Below are 17,575 nucleotides of genomic sequence, written 5' to 3'. Positions count from 1 at the left end.
AAACTTACTTTCTAGGGTGCTTTTCTTTAATTTCTTTTCTTACATTTTGATTTATATGGTTTAAATAGCATTGTAAACTAGCCAAATTTGAGTTTCCTAATATTTTACTTACAACGCTTATATTTGCCCCTCCATTTAATAAATGTATAGCAAATGAATGTCTTAACATAGTAGGGTTTATGCTTTTATCTATATTACATTTAAGTGCATATTTTTTTATTACTTTCCATAGTCCTTGTCTTGTAAATCTATGTCCGTTGGAATTTACAAACAAAGCTTCTTCACCATTGCCTTTTATAAGTATATCTCTTGATTTATTTAAATACATAATTAAATACTTTTTGTTTGTATTAGACAATGGTATTATTCTTCCATACTTGCTATATTTACAATCTATATACTCCATATCTATATTTAAATCCTGTAAATCCATTTTTACTAATTCTGAAACCTTGATTCCTGTACCATATAGTGTCTCAAATATAGCCTTATCTCTTAATCCCATTGAACCATCTAAATCTGGAGAATTTAATAAAGTTTCTATTTCATCTTCTGTAAGTATGTCTATAGTATTTTTCTCTATTTTAGGCTTCTTTATATTTTTAGCAGGATTATTTTGCGATATTCTATTTGAAAACAAAAAATCGTGAAATGACTTTATAGACGATATTGTCCTAGATATACTAGATGTAGATATATTTTGCTTTTCTAAATATATTAAATAATTTATTATATCGCCTTCGTTTAAATCCTCTATTATCATATTATTTTTTTCTATATACTCTTTATACTTTTTTAAATCAAGATAATACGATGTTATAGTGTTTTGAGATAAATTTTTTTGTCCTTTTATGTACTCAACATACATATCTATTGTCTGCATAGTAAGCTCCCCTATTAAAGTAGTATTTGCATAGCTCCTATTGATATTGCATTTACTAGGGCTTGTACTATAATTATTGCTGCTATCAACATTATGCTACTTAATGTATATTTTTTAGTTATAAACTTCATCTTTTCCTTGTTATTACTTTTATATATTTCTAATGCTTCCATTAAATAATTTAATGAGAATAAAAGTAATACAAAACTTCCAGGGATTAATATTATATTTTTAAATAAAGTCAATGAAACGATTTTACTTGCATCAAATTGAAATGCTAATATAAATGTATTAATAGTATACCCGATTGATATTCCTTTTAATATCACAGCTATAAAAGCTATAGGAAACGTAACTAAAAATACGGTGGATAAATATATAGATGATGTAAATATCAAATCACTTTTAAAATTTGAAAGTAAAACACTGCTTATATTTATATTATTATTATAAAAATCTACTGTAGAATTTATATTTTCTGCCATAGATTGTTGTGCTTGTGGGTATAGCTTGTTTAAATATACGCCAAAAGTAATTGATAAAGTCAATATAATCATAAATGACATTATTAGTTTAGTTGATTTTTCAAACTGTGTTTTTCTATATATTCTTCTCAAATGTACAACCCCCTTGTTTTTAACTTTACATAATTTTATGTTAAAAATAAGGGGGTTATGACAACTTATAGTAATTCTCTACACATCAAAATTCCTATACTCGTCTTAGCATCTTTTATCTCATTATTTAAAACCATATTAAAAGCTTCATCTAATGTTACTGTATGAACATCTAAATATTCGCCTTCATCTAGTTTCATATCTCCTTCAGATAAGTTAGTTGCTAAATATATATATAATTTTTCATTGGAAAATCCAGCAGATGTATAAAACTGATGTATAAGTTTTATGCTTTGAGCACTATAACCTGTTTCTTCTTTTAACTCTCTAATTGCACAATCTTTAGGATTTTCTCCCTTTTCTAATCTTCCAGCTGGTATTTCCCATAATACATTTTCTATAGGTTTTCTAAATTGCTTAACTAATAATATTTCATTTTTATCATTTACTGCAACTATACCTACAGCGCCTCCATGTTCTACTATTTCTCTTTTTTGATATTTATGATCAGGAAGTTCTACTGTATCTACCCTTAAACTTACTATTTTACCTGTGTATATTCTATCACTACTTATAGTTTTTTCTTCTACTATCATATCATTCCTCCGTTAAATAATATGCTGCACCACTAGCACTGTCAAAGAATTCCCTATCTTGTTCGTAATTTCTTCCCATACTCTTAACTTTTAATCCAAAGTATTTTAAATCTTCTTCTGTGTTACTATTGTTTATATATATTATATTGTGTAGTTTATCTAAACTATTTTTCTCTATTTGGTTTATTACTATATCTTTATTTTTATTATCACATACATTAATAACTATATCTACTTTATTGCTAACTATTTCTTTAAGTACTGTTATACTATGATGACTTATGCCTTTATGTCTATCTCTTTTATCTCCAAAACTTATTCTAGGGATGGCTATAGCACGTCCACCTAACTTGCATACAGCATCTAATATATATCCTTGTTCTATTCCAGTAAAACCATATTTAGTTCCAGTTCCAACTATCCCTGGACCCATACTCACAAATACTACATCTGCACTTAACACTTCTTTTGCAGTTATAAGTGCTGTATATATATTAACACATTCATGATCTCCGCCAAATGCATTTCCTATTGTAATAGTATTTTCTATAAGATTTTTTTCTTTTAAAGTTTCTACATTTTTACTTAAGTAAATAGGTAAAGCCGCTCCATCGGTCATTATGTATACAATTTTTTTATTTGGATTATTTTTCTTATACGCTGCAACAAATGGAGTCAACATACTGTGTAGCGTTCCTACAACTACTGGTAAGTTATTAAGAGATTTAAAATTTTCTATTTTATCATGATACTTACTATCTTGTTCTTCTACTGTCATACACTTTATTTGAAGTGGAGTGTATCTAAGCTTCATTATGTGTCCTTCACCAGTTAAGTTTGCTTCTAAGTTGTCTAGATTTGCTATAACAAAGTGATATCCACCTGTTCCAAGACTTAGTTCTACAGCAGTGGTATTTAAAACAACATTGTCGCCTATATTAATAATTCCATTTATATCTGGGTAGTTATAAGCTTTTTCTATATTATCATTTATTTTAACTCTAATTTCTTCTAAATGTTGATTTTTACTTATAATCGAGTCAACAACTCCTATTTTTTTGCTTATCATAATATTACCTTCCTAATTTATCTATATAATTTAAGAATCTATTGTTTTCTATTATCTTAGTTAATGAGTATTTTTCTGTTATTAAATGTATAAGTACCACAAATACAAGCCATGAAAGCCTAATACTTGATGAATAACTTAAAACAATTATTATTCCTATAGATATTCCAAGTACATTTGATCCAGCATCACCCATCATTGATTTTGCTTTTAGGTCATAGTTAAAATAAGCTAAAACACTAGGTAATAATAACAATATTAATAATTTAGGGTATGTTATAGTTGTAAAAAATACTATTATAGTTATAAATAAATATCCTTTTATAGCTCGACCCGGTCTTAAGTCCAAAAGGTTCATTAGGTTTGTAGATAGTGCTATTATCAAGGTATTTATAACTATATCAGCTATATCTTTTGATATTCCAACTGATATACACAGTCCTACAAATCCCCCAAATAAAGCCTTGAATCCTCCAGTTGTAAGTTTTCCATTAAATAAACTTTTAAAGTGACCCTTAAGTCCTGATACATCTCTGTTTCCTATTAAATCATCTAGTATGCCTGCAAATGACATGGATATACTTCCAAATAAGTATAAGTATAAATAAACTAGATTTGTACTAGATTTTGTAAAATACCCAAGCACAATACCATTTATAACTAACATAGGTAAAAATAGTATGCCCATACTTACAGGTATCATATCTTTCTTATAGTTAGGTCTTACAACATTGCTATCTATCAATAAGCTTTTGAAATAAGGAATCATTGTATACGTTCCTATAATTCCAAGTAAAAACAACGATGCCTGCAATATTAGCTCCAAGGAGTTCTACCTCCATTCTCTTTTCTTTTCTTTTAAAACCTTCTTGATATGGTAGTATTGTTTACCTCTATGTATAAATCCTTTTAGATTTCTTCCCGTTTCATTATGAGTCATATCTACCAACACTTCTTGCACTTTAAATCCTTTTTTTAATATATCTATTGTCATACCTACTTCGACTCCATAGCCAAAGGGAATTTCATTAAAATATTCTAATACATTTTTCTTAAATATTCTTTGTCCTGATAATGTTGAATCAAGTTCTACTCCTGTCATTTCCTTTACTGATTCTTTTGCTAATCTTTTTACAAATCCCATTCCGCCCTTTTTCTTAGCAGGTGGAAATTTAGCTATTGTAACATCTGCTTGATCGTTTAATATTGGAGTCAAAAGTTTTCCAACATCGGAAGATGTAGACCCTAAGTCAGCATCTACAAATCCGATTATATTTGCTTTTTTCATTGCAATCTTAAGTCCATAATTTAAGGCATATCCTTTGCCTCTATTTTGATCTAATTTAAAGGTTTTTATTTTAACATTATTCATTGATGAAGCTATATTATAAGTTGAATCACTTGAGCCATCGTCAACTACTATTATCTCATCTATTTCTGGTATACTTAGTACTCCAGTTAGCGTGTCTTTTATTTTATTTTCTTCATTATAAGCTGGTATTATAATACTTATATAGTGAGTCATTTTATCACTCCTTATTATTTAACAGGAATTAAACTTTGTGCACTTTCAGTTACTCCATAATGTCCACCTAGCTTTTTTTGTAAGCTTAAAACTAAAGAAAGCTTCCCTGTTCCTTGATTTATGTTATCTATAGTCGGTATCTTATTTTCTATATATGAACTTATATAAGAATGTTCAACTTCTAATTGTTCAACTCCAAGTGTATATATTTTATTTTGCTTAAAGTATTTTATTAAAGGTATATCTACATCTTTAAGTTTATTATTATCCTTTGAATTATTATTTCCTCCAGCTAATACTAAAGAATCTAAAGTTTTATAATTATCGTCAAATTTATTTATTTTTATTATGCCAAGTTCTTCTAATTTTAATAATGCAACTTTATTTTTATTGTCTTTCAAAAGCTCACCTATGTAATTTGCAAGTTGTACAGTATTTTTAACTTCTGTGTCAAACTCTTTTGATACTTCTTCTAATTTATTTTTATCTAATACCTCATTTTTTATTATTATATCAAATGCAATATTTCCTCCTGCATAAGTTACACTATCGTTGACATCTATTTTATAGTCATAATCTTGTGTAGTACTTATTAATCCTATATTCTTTCCCTCTAGTTGATTTTGTATTAAATATACATAGTTATTATCTATATAAGTAACTAAGTCATTATAATTCTCTTGAGTAGTATCTAATGAATCTTGTAAAGAGTCATTTTTTGATTTTAAATTTGTAAATTCTTGGTCTAAGTTTTTTATTATATCTGTTTGTTGTTTACTTAAAGCCTCGTCATAGTTTAAGTTAAATCCAACTAATATACCTATACCTAAAGCTATAAATATAGCGCCTATAGATACTATATAGTACTTCATGTTTATATGCATGAACCTTGTCCTCCCTATTGTAATAATAATCTAAATTTAAGCTGTAATAACTGTACAAATTGTTGTACACTTGGAGATAATGAAGCTATAATTAAAACGGGGAAAAGTGCTGCGATAATTAAAGCCCATATATATTTTACTTTTAATTTACTTCTATACAACAAGTTAACTCCCTTTGCATCTATAAGTTTTGATCCTATTTTAAGTCTTACTAAGAAAGTACTAGACATTCCCTTTCTTCCCTTTTCTAGAAAATCTATCATATTAGAATGAGTTCCAAGTGCAACTATTAATTCTGCTCCATATTCATATGCTGTAAGCATAGCTATATCTTCACTAGTTCCAGGAGCAGGGAATACTATAGCTTCAAGACCTAGGTCTTCAACTCTCTTTAAACCAGGTGCTCTACCATCAGGATAAGCATGTACCACTATTTCTCTTGCCTTTTTTAAAGATTCATCACTTACACTATCCATATCTCCTACTATTACATCTGGAGTATATCCGAACTCTAAAAGTGCATCCGCTCCACCATCAACTCCAACAAGTATAGGGTGAACTTCTTCTATATAAGATATTATTGTGCTTAAATCTTGTTTATAATCTTGGCCTCTAACAACTATTAAAACATGTTTATTTTTATAATCAGTTTTTACATGAGGAATTTCCACTTCTCCAAGAATAAACCCCTTTTCTTTTTTTGCATACTCTATTGTATTATCTATAAACCTGTCTAGCTCTACAGATAAATTTTCATAAGCTAATTTTATTTTTTCTTGTACTTTTTTCTTATCTAGAATTTCTCCTTGCCCTATTATTTCTCCGTCCTTATAAACTTTTCCGTCTATTATTTGTATTATTTGACCTTCTTGTAGATTATCAAATACTTCTTGACCTACATTATCTATTATAGGTATATTTTTTTCAGCAAGTATTCCCGGTCCTTTGTTTGGATATCTACCGCTTATAGACTCTGCTACATTTATAACTGCCTTTATTTTACCTTCTACCAAAGAATTTGCAGCTACTTCATCTATGTCTATATGATTTATTACAGCTATTTCTCCTCCAGTTAGTCTTTTTGCCAACCTTTTGGTTTTCCTGTCTACTCTGATAGGAGCCTCTATCCTCATTACTAAAAACCTCCGAATTTTACATATTTTTCAAAACACATTTCATTATATCACTAAATACAAATGATTTAAATATCAAAGATTTAACATATAGGAAAATAAGCAGGCTTATCCTGCTTATAAATTGATTTTTTGTAAATATCTTAACAACTTTTGTTTTTCATTAATAAAAGGGTCTTCTATTACAGCATAAAGCAGTTTATTTAATATTTCTCCAACTATAGGGCCTTTATATCCTAAATTTTTCAAATCATTTCCATCTATTTTTAATGATCTTATTTCATAACATTCATTTTCATCTATGATTTCATTTAATATTTTTTCTACAGAATTAATATGATTGTACATTTCTTTTAATTTAAAATAATTATAGTATATTTTTTTAAGATATATTAAATCATATAAATTATCCTTTCCAATTTTATTTAAATATATTTTTATATTTTTCTTATTATCTAATATATCTTCATTTATATTATCTAAGAAAATTTGACATTTTCTTATAGTCTTATTATCGTATTTTAATGTTTTTAAAATATCTATAGAATTTTCTACGTTATCAAAATAATTTAAGTAAAGTGTTAACCTTAATGAAATATCTTTTTTGCATATATTTAATATATTTATATTTTCTTCTTTTATTAAAGGTACATTAATTCCCATATATTTAAAAAGTTTCGTATCATAAAGGATATGTAGTTTTTGGGGATTATCAGATAATATTATCTTGTCTATTTCATCTTTTATTCTTTCTTTACTTACATTTACTATAAGATTTGAGTTTTCATATATTGATTTAATAGTATTATCTTCTATAGTGAAATTTAGTCTTGCACTAAATCTAATAGCTCTTATCATTCTAAGAGCATCTTCTTGAAATCTTGTAGATGGATTTCCAACACACCTTATTATTTTATTGTTCATATCATCAATTCCACTAAATTCATCAATTAATCCTACCTTATGGTTATAGGCCATGGAATTTACTGTGAAATCTCGTCTTTTTAAATCTTCTACGAGAGATCCTGTATACTCTACACTGTCTGGTCTTCTATTATCGGAATACTTACCTTCTATTCTATATGTAGTTATTTCATAACTTTCCTTATCTATCATAAGAGTTACAGTTCCATGTTTTATTCCTGTAGGTATAGTTTTATATTCACTAAATATTTTTATTACTTCTTCTGGATTTGCATTAGTTGTTATGTCATAATCATTTGGTTCCTTATTTAATATACTATCTCTAACACAACCCCCTACTATAAATGCTTCATAGCCATTACTATAAAATATATCTATTATGTTTTGTACATTTTCTGGAATATATAATTTCATAAAAACACCTCTAAAAAATATTTTAACTTATTTTTTCCATTTTCTCATCTATATAATGCAAAAAATAAAAAAATACCCCTATAAAGAGGTATTTTAATTATTTAACCATTCTATGTTCTAATCTTAATTTATCTGATATCATAGCTATAAATTCTGAATTTGTAGGTTTGCCTTTAGTGTTGTGAACAGTATATCCAAATAGTTGATTTATAGTATCTACTTTTCCTCTGCTCCAAGCAACTTCTATAGCATGTCTTATAGCTCTTTCAACTCTACTTGGAGTAGTATTGAATTTTTTAGCTATACTTGGATATAATTCCTTAGTTACAGCACTTAATAATTCTACATTTTCTATAACCATTTTTATAGCTTCTCTTAAGTATAAATAACCTTTTATATGAGCTGGAACTCCTATCTCATGAATAATATTAGTTATTTCAGTTTCTATATTTCCTGTATTCTTAACGAAATCAGTTTTTTGAGTTCTAAATTCAACCATAGGTTTACTTTTTTCTTGGAAAGCCATTGATTTATTTTGAACTAATTCTCTTATTCTATTTATAAATATAACGAAATCAAACGGTTTTACTATATAATAATCCGCACCTAAGCCTATTGCTCTTTGAGTTATTTTGTCTTGACCAACAGCTGATAAAATTATTATTTTAGGCATCTTATCTATGTTCATAGAATTTAATTTTTCTATAACCCCTAAACCATCTAAATGAGGCATTATAATATCTAAAACAAGTAAATCTGGTTGTTTTTCTTGTACTAATTCTAAAGCTTCTAATCCGTCTTTAGCAACACCTAATATTTCTATATCATCCTCATTTGATAAATATTCTTTTAAAACCTGACAAAAGTCTCTATTATCGTCAGCTAACACTATTTTGATCTTTTCTTTCACTTAAAATTCCCCCCAATTAACAAAACATTTTTATTTATTATCATATTAAATTAAATTCGACATTTTGAATAAGTTTCCTTCTATTAATTTTAATTTTTTAATATATAGTAAAACATAATATCATAATATTTTACTATATTTTTATTTTATCATCCAGTCTATGAAAATACCATATCCTTTTTTTGGGTTGTCTATAAATACATGAGTAACTGCACCTATTATTTTATTATTTTGTATAATCGGTGATCCACTCATTCCCTGAACTATTCCGCCGGTATAATTTATTAAATCTTTATCTACAATTTCTATTACCATACTTTTAGCCTGAGGAGTATTATGTTTATATATCTTGTCTATTTTTATATCATAGTAATTTATATCTCCATTTTTATCTTGAAATAATATTTGGGCAGGTCCTGTTTTCACCTCATAATAATGACCTACTTCTAATGCTTTAGGTAAATTAAACTTTGATACATCATTTAATGTTCCTCTTATTCCAAAAGTGTCATTATGCTTGAATTTGCCTATAGAATATTCTGTATCAAATTCACCAATAACTTCTCCGGTATTATTCATATTTCCTTTAATTATATTTATTTTTGTAGGTAAATACAAATTCCCTTCATTTACTTCTATTAATGTTTTGCTATCAATATCAGCTATTCCATGGCCTAATGCTGCAAATTCCTTCGTAACAGGATTATAATAGGTTAATGTTCCTATACCAGATATTTTATCTCTAACCCATAGTCCCATTTTGTAATCTTTCTTATCTTTAAATAACTCAAAGTCTATATTTTTATATTTTTCATTTCTTTTTATTGTAATACTTATTACATCTTTTTTATTATCTTTTAATATCTTTGATATGTCTGATTCATTATTTACTTTAATACCTTCTATTGAAGTTATTACGTCTCCTACTTGTATACTACCTAGATTTGATTTAGCTTCTTCTTCTATTCCTATTATTAAAACTCCTTCAGTTGTCGCCGTCATACCACTTATACCGCCTAAAGGAACCAAATATGTTTTTTCTATTTTAGGTTGAGAATAAGCTTCTTTTATATACAGATTAAAGCTAAGAAATGAAACAGATAGTATAAATAAAGACAATATTAAAAATATAATTATTTTTTTATTAAATTTAGCCATATAAATCACATCCTTATTTTGACTAAAGATTTTTATAATAATAATAATTTTCCTTGAAAGGCAAAATTATATCCAATGCAATATTTTACAATACAAAATTCGCTATGCTCATGTCGCCAACGAAACCTATTGGTTTCCGTTGCTCAAAAAAAGGCGCTTTTTTAAGCGCCCGTTTTGGATAATTGTATTATCTCTTTTGCATGTTCTATAGTTTTTTCAGTTATATTACTTCCAGCAATAAGTCTTGCTATTTCATTTATTCGATTGTCATATCCTAGTTTTTGTATAGTAGTATAGGTTCTATCTTTTGATGTTATCTTTTCTATTGAAAAATGAATATCTGCATTTGCTGCTATTTGTGGTAAATGTGTTATACATATTATCTGCTTTTTATATGATATATCTTTTAGCTTTTCACCTACTATTTGAGCAGCTATACCACTTATTCCAGTATCTATTTCATCAAATACAAGTGTATTTATTTTATCTATATCTGAAAGTATAGTCTTAAATGCAAGCATAAATCTAGACATTTCTCCTCCAGATGCTACCTTGTATATAGGCTTTAAGCTTTCCCCTAAGTTAAATGAAATCATAAACTCTATATCATCTTTTCCGTTAATAGTGAAATCATTTAAATCTTTAAAGCAAACCTTAAATGATACATTTTTCATATTAAGTGATTTTAACTCTTTGAGAATTTTAACTTCTAATAAATCTGCTACTTTTTTTCTAGAACTAGATAAGTTATTTGACTTAATTGACAATAAGTCTTTTATTTTATCTATCTCAAATTTAAGTTTTTCAACTTTTTCATCTCTATTTAGTATTTCTTCTAATCTGCTATTTATTTTATCTTTGTATTTTAGTATATCTTCTATTGTTTCTCCATACTTTCTTCTTAAGCTATTTATTTCATCTACTCTCTGTTCTATTTGCTCTAATTGATGTGGAGAAAAATCAATATTTTCTCTATAGTTTCTTAAATCTCTAGATATATCTTGGATTTCATACATTATACGTTCTATAACTTCATAGTAGTCTTTTAATTTATCATCGTACTGACTTATAGAACCTAGTTCTTTAGCGGCTTTTGATATAAAATCAACTGCATTCATTCCTCCATCATAGAGATTTGAGTAGCAATCATTTAAGTTATTGTATATTTTTTCTCCATTTCTATATATATCTCTTTGTTTTAAAAGTTCTTCATATTCAATTGGATTTAAATTTGCACTTTCTATTTCATTTATTTGAAATTTAATTAAATCTATTTCTCTTTGAATTTGCATATCATCTTTATTTTCATTTAGTTTATTTAATTCTTTTTTTAAGTCATTGTATTCTTTATAAACGTCTGTATAATCTTCTTTAACATGTTTTAAGTTTTTTTCTCCAAATGAATCTAAAAACTCAATATGTGTTTCCTTACGAAATAACACTTGATTTTGATGTTGTCCATGTATATCTATAAGATGATAACTTATTTCTTTGAGCAATGATAATTTTACATTTCTTCCGTTTATTCTAGCTATACTTTTTCCGTCTGCAAACATTTCCCTAGATATTATTATTTGATTGTCTTCTTCTATATCTATACCGTATTCATTTAGCTTTTCTTTTAAAAAATTGTTTTCTATACAAAATACAGCTTCTACTAAACCCTTTTTTGTACCTCTTCTTAAAAATGTTCTATCGTATTTATCTCCTAAACACAAATTTAGCGAATCTATTATTATAGATTTACCTGAACCTGTTTCTCCCGTTAATATATTAAGTCCTTCTTCTAAACTTAATCTTAATTCATCTATAAGAGCACAGTTTTTCATGTATAACTCAAGGATCATTTTATCCCCCTCTTTGGCTACATTAAATTATGAGAATCATTTACAACATTTATTATAGTATTTTTTAATAATTCTCTATTGAATTCTTTATTTTCATTGATATTTTTAAGGTATATAAGATATTCTATATTTCCTTCAGGTCCTTTTATAGGTGAATAGTCTAGTGCTAGTATATCGAAACCGTTGTCTAAAACAAAATTACTTATTGTTTCTATAACTTCAATATGTGTTGATTTTTCCCTAACTACACCTTTTTTGCCTACTTTTTCTCTACCAGCCTCAAACTGTGGTTTTATAAGAGCAATTATATGCCCATTTTCTTTAACTAATTCTTTAGCTTTAGGTAACACAAGTCTAAGTGATATAAATGATACGTCTATAGATGCAAAGTCTGCTTGTTGTCCTAAATCTTCAAGGGTAACATTTCTTATATTGGTTCTCTCCATAGATACAACTCTTTCATCTTGTCTTAACTTCCAAGCAAGTTGTCCATATCCAACATCTATAGAATAAACTTTTGTAGCTCCATTTTGAAGCATACAATCTGTAAATCCTCCAGTTGATGATCCTATATCCATACAAACTTTATCTTTAAGCTCTACTCCAAAGTTTTTAACAGCTTTTTCAAGTTTAAGTCCGCCTCTACTTACATATGGTATTGGATTTCCTTTTACTTCTATTTTTGAGTTTTCATCTATATCAGTTCCTGCTTTATCACATCTTTGATTGTCGACAAATACAAGGCCTGCCATTATCGCCTTTTTTGCTCTTTCTCTACTTTCAAAATATCCTTTTTCAACTAATAATAAATCAATTCTTTTTTTCATAAAAAACTACCTTCCTACTTTGTAATACTTACTATTTTTTCTTTAATTTTTTCAGGTGATAGTCCACATTCTTCATATAAAATATTTATATCTCCATGTGGTATAAATTCTTCAGGAAGAGCTATATTTGTAACACTATTATTATTTCCTAAGTTCATTATATTTGAGTTTACCATACTTCCAAATCCGCCTGTAACAACATTATCTTCTATAGTAAATATATATTTATATTTCTTTGATATTTGAAGTAAAATATCTTTATCCATAGGTTTTAAAAATCTAGCATTTATAACGCCTGGATTTAAACCTTTTTTTATTAATAAATCTCTTGCCTCTATAGCATGCTTTACCATATTTCCAATTGCTATTATAGCTATATCAACACCGTCATTAATAATTTCCCATTTCCCTAATTCTATTTTTTCATAATTTCCTTCATTTAAGAAATAACTATTCCCTCTTGGATACCTTATAGCTATAGGTCCATCTATATATAATGTAGCCTCTAACATATTTTTAAGTTCTTCACTATCTTTTGGTGCCATAACTGTAATGTTTGGAATGCTGCTTAAAAAGCTAAGGTCAAACATACCATGATGTGTCTCTCCATCATTTCCAACAAGTCCTGCTCTATCTATAAGTAATGTAACAGGCTTTTTAGTTATAGATAAGTCGTGTATTATTTGATCATATCCTCTTTGTAAAAATGATGAGTATACAGCAAAATAAGGTTTCATTCCATTTGCAGCTAGTCCACTTGCAAAGGTTATTGCATGTTGTTCCGCTATACCTACATCAAAATATCTACTTGGATGGACATCTCTAAATTTATCAAGACCTGTTCCAGAAGGCATAGCAGCAGTTATTGCAGCTACCCTAGAATCTTTATTTGCCATAGCTACAAGTTTTTCTCCAACTAATGATGATATACTTTGTTTTGTACTTGAAGTTACTCCACTTCTCATGTCAAATGAGCTTACTCCATGGTATTTATCAGGTTGCTCTTCTGCAAATTTATATCCCTTACCTTTTTTAGTTATAACATGAACTAATACGGGACCTTTTTGATTCTTAACCATTTTCAAAGCTTCTGTTAGTTCTTGTATGTTATGTCCATTTACAGGACCAAAATATTTTATACCTATTTCTTCAAAAAATGCCCCATCTTCAGCTATAAATGAATACAATATTCCATCTTTTACTTTACTTGCTGTTTTAGATATTAAATTTCCACCAGGAGCATAACTTAATATTTTTTCAAATTCATCTTTTACTTTATTTATTGCATTATTTGTTCTAAGCTTTGAAAAATACTTAGACATACCGCCTACATTTTTATCTATTGACATTTCGTTATCATTAAGTATGACTATCATATCTGTTTTTATATCTCCTAGGTGATTTAGGGCTTCCATAGCCATTCCACCAGTAAGTGCACCATCTCCTATTACAGAAACTACAGAATGATTTTCTTTTTTTATATCCCTAGCACATGCAAGACCTACTCCAACTGATATAGACGTACTACTGTGCCCTGTATCAAATATATCATGTTCACTTTCATTATTTTTAGGAAATCCACTTAATCCATTATATTGTCTTAGTGTAGGAAATTTATCTTTTCTACCAGTTAATATTTTATGTACATAAGATTGATGACCGACATCCCATACAAATTTGTCTTTAGGACTATCAAATACATAGTGTAGAGCCAAAGTAAGTTCTACAACTCCTAAGTTTGAGGCCAAATGGCCCCCTGTATTTGAAACAGATCTTACTAAGAATTTTCTTATATCATTTGATAGAATATCTAATTGTTTGTAGTTTAGTTTTTTTATATCTTCTGGAGAATTTATACTATCTAAATAATTGTACATATATGTCTCACCTTTTTTCATAAGTATGTATATTCCAAAAAAAATGAATATATCTTAGTATTGACTAAGATATATTCATTTTATAACAAATTATAAAACATAGTTATTATATCATAAATTTATATATCCCAAAAAATTATTTTAAGCTTTCCATAAAACAACAGCAACAATTATGCCTAGTAATGCTCCTGCATATACCTCTTTTGGAGTATGACCTACAAGTTCCTTTAATCTTTTTTGCTCTATTGGTTTTTTATGATGCCAATCATCTAAAATTGTATTAAGTATAGCTGCTTGCTTTCCTACTGCTCTTCTAACTCCTGAAGCATCATACATTACTATTAAAGCAAAAACTGTAATCATAGCAAATTCTATAGATTCAAATCCTCTTTCAAATCCAACTATTGTTGCTAAACTTGTTACAAATGAACTATGAGAACTAGGCATCCCACCTGAACTTACTATTCTTGTAAAATCAACTTTTCTATCTTTTCTATTAAATATCTTAAAAAATTGGGCTAAAAAACATGCAAATAAGCTTATACCTAAAGCTTCATTACTCAAAACTCCCTCAAAAAAGCTCATACTTCCTCCTAATAATCTCTATCAACTATATAATCTGCAAGACCTTTTAAAAATTCATCTCTTCCGTCAAATTTAGATACACAATCCTTTGCTTCTTCTATTAATTCCTTAGCTAGTGATTTTGATTTTTGTAGCCCAAATAAAGATGGATAAGTAGACTTATTATTTTCTACATCACTACCGATATTTTTACCTAATTTTGTCTCATCTCCAACTATATCTAATATATCATCCACTATTTGAAATCCTAATCCAATGTTCCTTGCATATTTAGTTATGTCCTCAAGTTCATTATCATTTGCTCCGCCTATTATAGCCCCAGCTCTCATACATCCAATTATAATAGCTGCAGTTTTATTCATATGTATAAAATCTAATTTATCTTTATTTATTATTTTATTTTCACTTTCTATATCAACTACTTGACCGCCTATCATTCCATAAATTCCAGAAGATTTGGCTATTTCATTTATTGCTTTTAAATATCTATTAGAATCTTTTTTATTTATAGAGTTAGATAACATAGTTTCAAATGCATAGTTTAAAAGTGCATCTCCTGCAAGTATAGCCGTAGATTCACCATAGACCTTATGATTAGTAGGTCTACCTCTTCTTAAGTCATCATTATCAAGGGCTGGTAAATCATCGTGTACCAAAGAGTAAGTGTGTATCATTTCAATAGCTACAGCAAAAGGTATTGCATCTTCTTCATTTCCACCTACAATTTTACATGCTTCTAGTGTAATTAAAGGTCTTAATCTTTTTCCACCTGCACTTAAGCTGTAATTCATAGCTTCTAAAACAGTCTTTTGGTACCCTTCTTCTTTTGGCATATATTTTTTTAATATATCTTCAAATTCTAATACTCTTTTTTTAATTTCTACTTTAAAATCCACTTTTAATCCTCCCCTATGTTAAACTCTCCCTCTATACTATTTTCATCAAATTTAGTTATTTTTAGCTGTGCACCTTCTAAAAGGTTATTACAATGTCTATAAAGCTTTATTCCTTCTTCGTACAGCTTTAAAGATTCATCTAATGTTGTAGTTCCATCTTCTAGTTTGCTCAATATATCTTCCAGTCTTTTATAGGCTTCTTCGTATTTAATATTCATAACATTATCCCTCATTAATATTTATTTTTTCTACATTACAACTTATTTGACCATCATTAAAGACAACATCTATACTATCATCTTTATTTAAATCATTTGCATTTTTTATGACTATTCCGTCTTTTTGGGTTATACAATACCCCCTAGTCATAGTAGATAATGGGCTTAAGTTATGTAGCAAACTTCCTGTATTATTTAACTTTTCTCTTTCAATTTTCAATTTGCTATCAATGCTACTATTTATTTTATCATATATCTTATCAAGTTGTATAATTTTATCTTTTACAACATAATTCGAAAATTTATTTACTATATTGTTCTTTATATTTTCTAATTTATATCTATCTTTATCTATAGTATTCTTTGTTGATTTATTTATACGAGTTTTTATATTTTCTAATTTATACAAAATATCTTTGAGAGATGGAGTAGCTATTTCTGCTGCCGCCGATGGTGTTGGTGCCCTCATATCAGATACAAAGTCTGATATTGTAAAGTCAGTTTCATGGCCTACTGCTGATATTATCGGTATATTAGATTCAAATATAGTCCTTGCAACTACTTCTTCATTAAAAGACCATAGTTCTTCTATTGACCCTCCACCTCTTCCCAAAATAATAACATCTACATTATTATTATCATTGAAGAAGTTTATACCTTCACATATACTCTTTGCTGATTTAGGACCTTGAACTAATACTGGATATAATTTTATATTTACCTTTGGATATCTTCTAGTTATTACGTTTATTATATCTTTAATAACTGCTCCAGTTGGGGATGTTATTACTCCTATATTTTGTGGCATATATGGAATGTTTTTTTTATATTTTCTATCAAATAAACCTTCTTTTTCTAACTTTTCTTTTAGCTTATTAAATTCTATATATAAATTACCAATACCGTCTACTTCTATAGAGTTTACATATAATTGGTAAGATCCATCTCTTTCATAAACAGAAATATATCCGTTAGCTGTTACTTTTACTCCATCTTCTAATTTAAGAGTTGGATTATAGTTATTTTTAAACATTACACAATTTATTTTAGAATGTTCATCTTTAAGTGAAAAATAAACATTTTTGCTACTATGTACCTTGAAATTTGATATTTCTCCCTTAACCTTTAAATTATAAAGTATAGGATCATTTGTAAGTATTCGCTTTATATATGAGTTGGCTTCACTTATTGTAATTGCTCTTAACTTCATAA

The 17,575-nt window shown here is 27.6% G+C and carries 18 protein-coding genes; all 18 read right to left on the bottom strand.

Going from position 1 to position 17,575, the window contains the following annotated elements:
- Positions 1–4: 4 nt before the first annotated feature.
- Complete coding sequence (locus tag BS62_RS00685) at positions 5–883, bottom strand: tyrosine-type recombinase/integrase (RefSeq protein WP_496489308.1); 879 nt, start codon at positions 881–883, stop codon at positions 5–7.
- Positions 884–897: 14 nt separating this feature from the next.
- A complete protein-coding gene (locus tag BS62_RS00680; protein WP_496489307.1) occupies positions 898–1,500 on the bottom strand; it encodes a stage II sporulation protein M in 603 nt (200 codons plus the stop codon).
- Positions 1,501–1,565: 65 nt separating this feature from the next.
- Positions 1,566–2,096, bottom strand: coding sequence for an NUDIX hydrolase (locus BS62_RS00675; RefSeq protein ID WP_496489306.1), 531 nt, complete (start codon positions 2,094–2,096; stop codon positions 1,566–1,568).
- Position 2,097: 1 nt separating this feature from the next.
- The gene (locus BS62_RS00670) at positions 2,098–3,165 is read right to left on the bottom strand and encodes a DUF3866 family protein (RefSeq protein ID WP_496489305.1); all 1,068 of its coding nucleotides are present in this window, start codon (positions 3,163–3,165) and stop codon (positions 2,098–2,100) included.
- Positions 3,166–3,169: 4 nt separating this feature from the next.
- A complete protein-coding gene (locus BS62_RS00665) occupies positions 3,170–3,934 on the bottom strand; it encodes a glycosyl transferase (protein WP_496489793.1) in 765 nt (254 codons plus the stop codon).
- 63 nt (positions 3,935–3,997) lie between these two features.
- The gene (locus BS62_RS00660; protein ID WP_496489304.1) at positions 3,998–4,690 is read right to left on the bottom strand and encodes a glycosyltransferase family 2 protein; all 693 of its coding nucleotides are present in this window, start codon (positions 4,688–4,690) and stop codon (positions 3,998–4,000) included.
- 14 nt (positions 4,691–4,704) lie between these two features.
- Complete coding sequence (locus BS62_RS00655) at positions 4,705–5,574, bottom strand: copper transporter (RefSeq protein ID WP_496489303.1); 870 nt, start codon at positions 5,572–5,574, stop codon at positions 4,705–4,707.
- 14 nt (positions 5,575–5,588) lie between these two features.
- Complete coding sequence (steA, locus tag BS62_RS00650) at positions 5,589–6,707, bottom strand: putative cytokinetic ring protein SteA (RefSeq protein ID WP_496489302.1); 1,119 nt, start codon at positions 6,705–6,707, stop codon at positions 5,589–5,591.
- A 117-nt stretch (positions 6,708–6,824) separates the two neighbouring features.
- The gene (locus BS62_RS00645) at positions 6,825–8,045 is read right to left on the bottom strand and encodes a CCA tRNA nucleotidyltransferase (RefSeq protein ID WP_496489301.1); all 1,221 of its coding nucleotides are present in this window, start codon (positions 8,043–8,045) and stop codon (positions 6,825–6,827) included.
- 97 nt (positions 8,046–8,142) lie between these two features.
- Positions 8,143–8,955, bottom strand: coding sequence for a sporulation transcription factor Spo0A (gene spo0A / locus BS62_RS00640; protein WP_496489300.1), 813 nt, complete (start codon positions 8,953–8,955; stop codon positions 8,143–8,145).
- A gap of 141 nt (positions 8,956–9,096) precedes the next feature.
- The gene (spoIVB, locus tag BS62_RS00635) at positions 9,097–10,113 is read right to left on the bottom strand and encodes a SpoIVB peptidase (RefSeq protein ID WP_496489299.1); all 1,017 of its coding nucleotides are present in this window, start codon (positions 10,111–10,113) and stop codon (positions 9,097–9,099) included.
- 161 nt (positions 10,114–10,274) lie between these two features.
- Positions 10,275–11,960 (bottom strand): DNA repair protein RecN, encoded by a 1,686-nt coding sequence (gene recN / locus BS62_RS00630; protein ID WP_496489298.1) that lies wholly within the window; start codon positions 11,958–11,960, stop codon positions 10,275–10,277.
- Positions 11,961–11,977: 17 nt separating this feature from the next.
- Entirely contained in the window at positions 11,978–12,787 is an 810-nt protein-coding gene (locus tag BS62_RS00625; RefSeq protein WP_496489297.1) for a TlyA family RNA methyltransferase, read from the bottom strand.
- Positions 12,788–12,801: 14 nt separating this feature from the next.
- Positions 12,802–14,664: a 1-deoxy-D-xylulose-5-phosphate synthase gene (gene dxs, locus BS62_RS00620; RefSeq protein ID WP_496489296.1), complete on the bottom strand. Its 1,863-nt coding sequence runs from the start codon at positions 14,662–14,664 to the stop codon at positions 12,802–12,804.
- A gap of 141 nt (positions 14,665–14,805) precedes the next feature.
- The gene (locus BS62_RS00615; protein WP_496489295.1) at positions 14,806–15,249 is read right to left on the bottom strand and encodes a divergent PAP2 family protein; all 444 of its coding nucleotides are present in this window, start codon (positions 15,247–15,249) and stop codon (positions 14,806–14,808) included.
- 8 nt (positions 15,250–15,257) lie between these two features.
- Complete coding sequence (locus BS62_RS00610) at positions 15,258–16,145, bottom strand: polyprenyl synthetase family protein (protein ID WP_496489294.1); 888 nt, start codon at positions 16,143–16,145, stop codon at positions 15,258–15,260.
- A 2-nt stretch (positions 16,146–16,147) separates the two neighbouring features.
- Positions 16,148–16,363 carry an exodeoxyribonuclease VII small subunit gene (gene xseB, locus BS62_RS00605; protein WP_496489293.1) on the bottom strand — a complete coding sequence of 72 codons (216 nt, stop codon included), beginning with the start codon at positions 16,361–16,363 and terminating at the stop codon, positions 16,148–16,150.
- A gap of 4 nt (positions 16,364–16,367) precedes the next feature.
- Entirely contained in the window at positions 16,368–17,573 is a 1,206-nt protein-coding gene (xseA, locus tag BS62_RS00600; RefSeq protein ID WP_496489292.1) for an exodeoxyribonuclease VII large subunit, read from the bottom strand.
- Between the last annotated feature and the right edge of the window lie 2 nt (positions 17,574–17,575).

The sequence above is a fragment of the Sporacetigenium mesophilum DSM 16796 genome (assembly GCF_059569055.1).
Note: the sequence above shows the minus strand (reverse complement) of the source record. Positions and strands in the feature narration are given on the sequence as shown.

Coding starts and splice junctions, on each gene's coding strand:
- BS62_RS00685 (WP_496489308.1), bottom strand. CDS start 883: ATGCAGACAATAGATATGTATGTTGAGTACATAAAAGGACAAAAAAAT.
- BS62_RS00675 (WP_496489306.1), bottom strand. CDS start 2,096: ATGATAGTAGAAGAAAAAACTATAAGTAGTGATAGAATATACACAGGT.
- BS62_RS00670 (WP_496489305.1), bottom strand. CDS start 3,165: ATGATAAGCAAAAAAATAGGAGTTGTTGACTCGATTATAAGTAAAAAT.
- BS62_RS00665 (WP_496489793.1), bottom strand. CDS start 3,934: ATGATTCCTTATTTCAAAAGCTTATTGATAGATAGCAATGTTGTAAGA.
- BS62_RS00660 (WP_496489304.1), bottom strand. CDS start 4,690: ATGACTCACTATATAAGTATTATAATACCAGCTTATAATGAAGAAAAT.
- BS62_RS00655 (WP_496489303.1), bottom strand. CDS start 5,574: ATGCATATAAACATGAAGTACTATATAGTATCTATAGGCGCTATATTT.
- steA (WP_496489302.1), bottom strand. CDS start 6,707: ATGAGGATAGAGGCTCCTATCAGAGTAGACAGGAAAACCAAAAGGTTG.
- BS62_RS00645 (WP_496489301.1), bottom strand. CDS start 8,045: ATGAAATTATATATTCCAGAAAATGTACAAAACATAATAGATATATTT.
- spoIVB (WP_496489299.1), bottom strand. CDS start 10,113: ATGGCTAAATTTAATAAAAAAATAATTATATTTTTAATATTGTCTTTA.
- recN (WP_496489298.1), bottom strand. CDS start 11,960: ATGATCCTTGAGTTATACATGAAAAACTGTGCTCTTATAGATGAATTA.
- BS62_RS00625 (WP_496489297.1), bottom strand. CDS start 12,787: ATGAAAAAAAGAATTGATTTATTATTAGTTGAAAAAGGATATTTTGAA.
- dxs (WP_496489296.1), bottom strand. CDS start 14,664: ATGTACAATTATTTAGATAGTATAAATTCTCCAGAAGATATAAAAAAA.
- BS62_RS00615 (WP_496489295.1), bottom strand. CDS start 15,249: ATGAGCTTTTTTGAGGGAGTTTTGAGTAATGAAGCTTTAGGTATAAGC.
- xseB (WP_496489293.1), bottom strand. CDS start 16,363: ATGAATATTAAATACGAAGAAGCCTATAAAAGACTGGAAGATATATTG.
- xseA (WP_496489292.1), bottom strand. CDS start 17,573: ATGAAGTTAAGAGCAATTACAATAAGTGAAGCCAACTCATATATAAAG.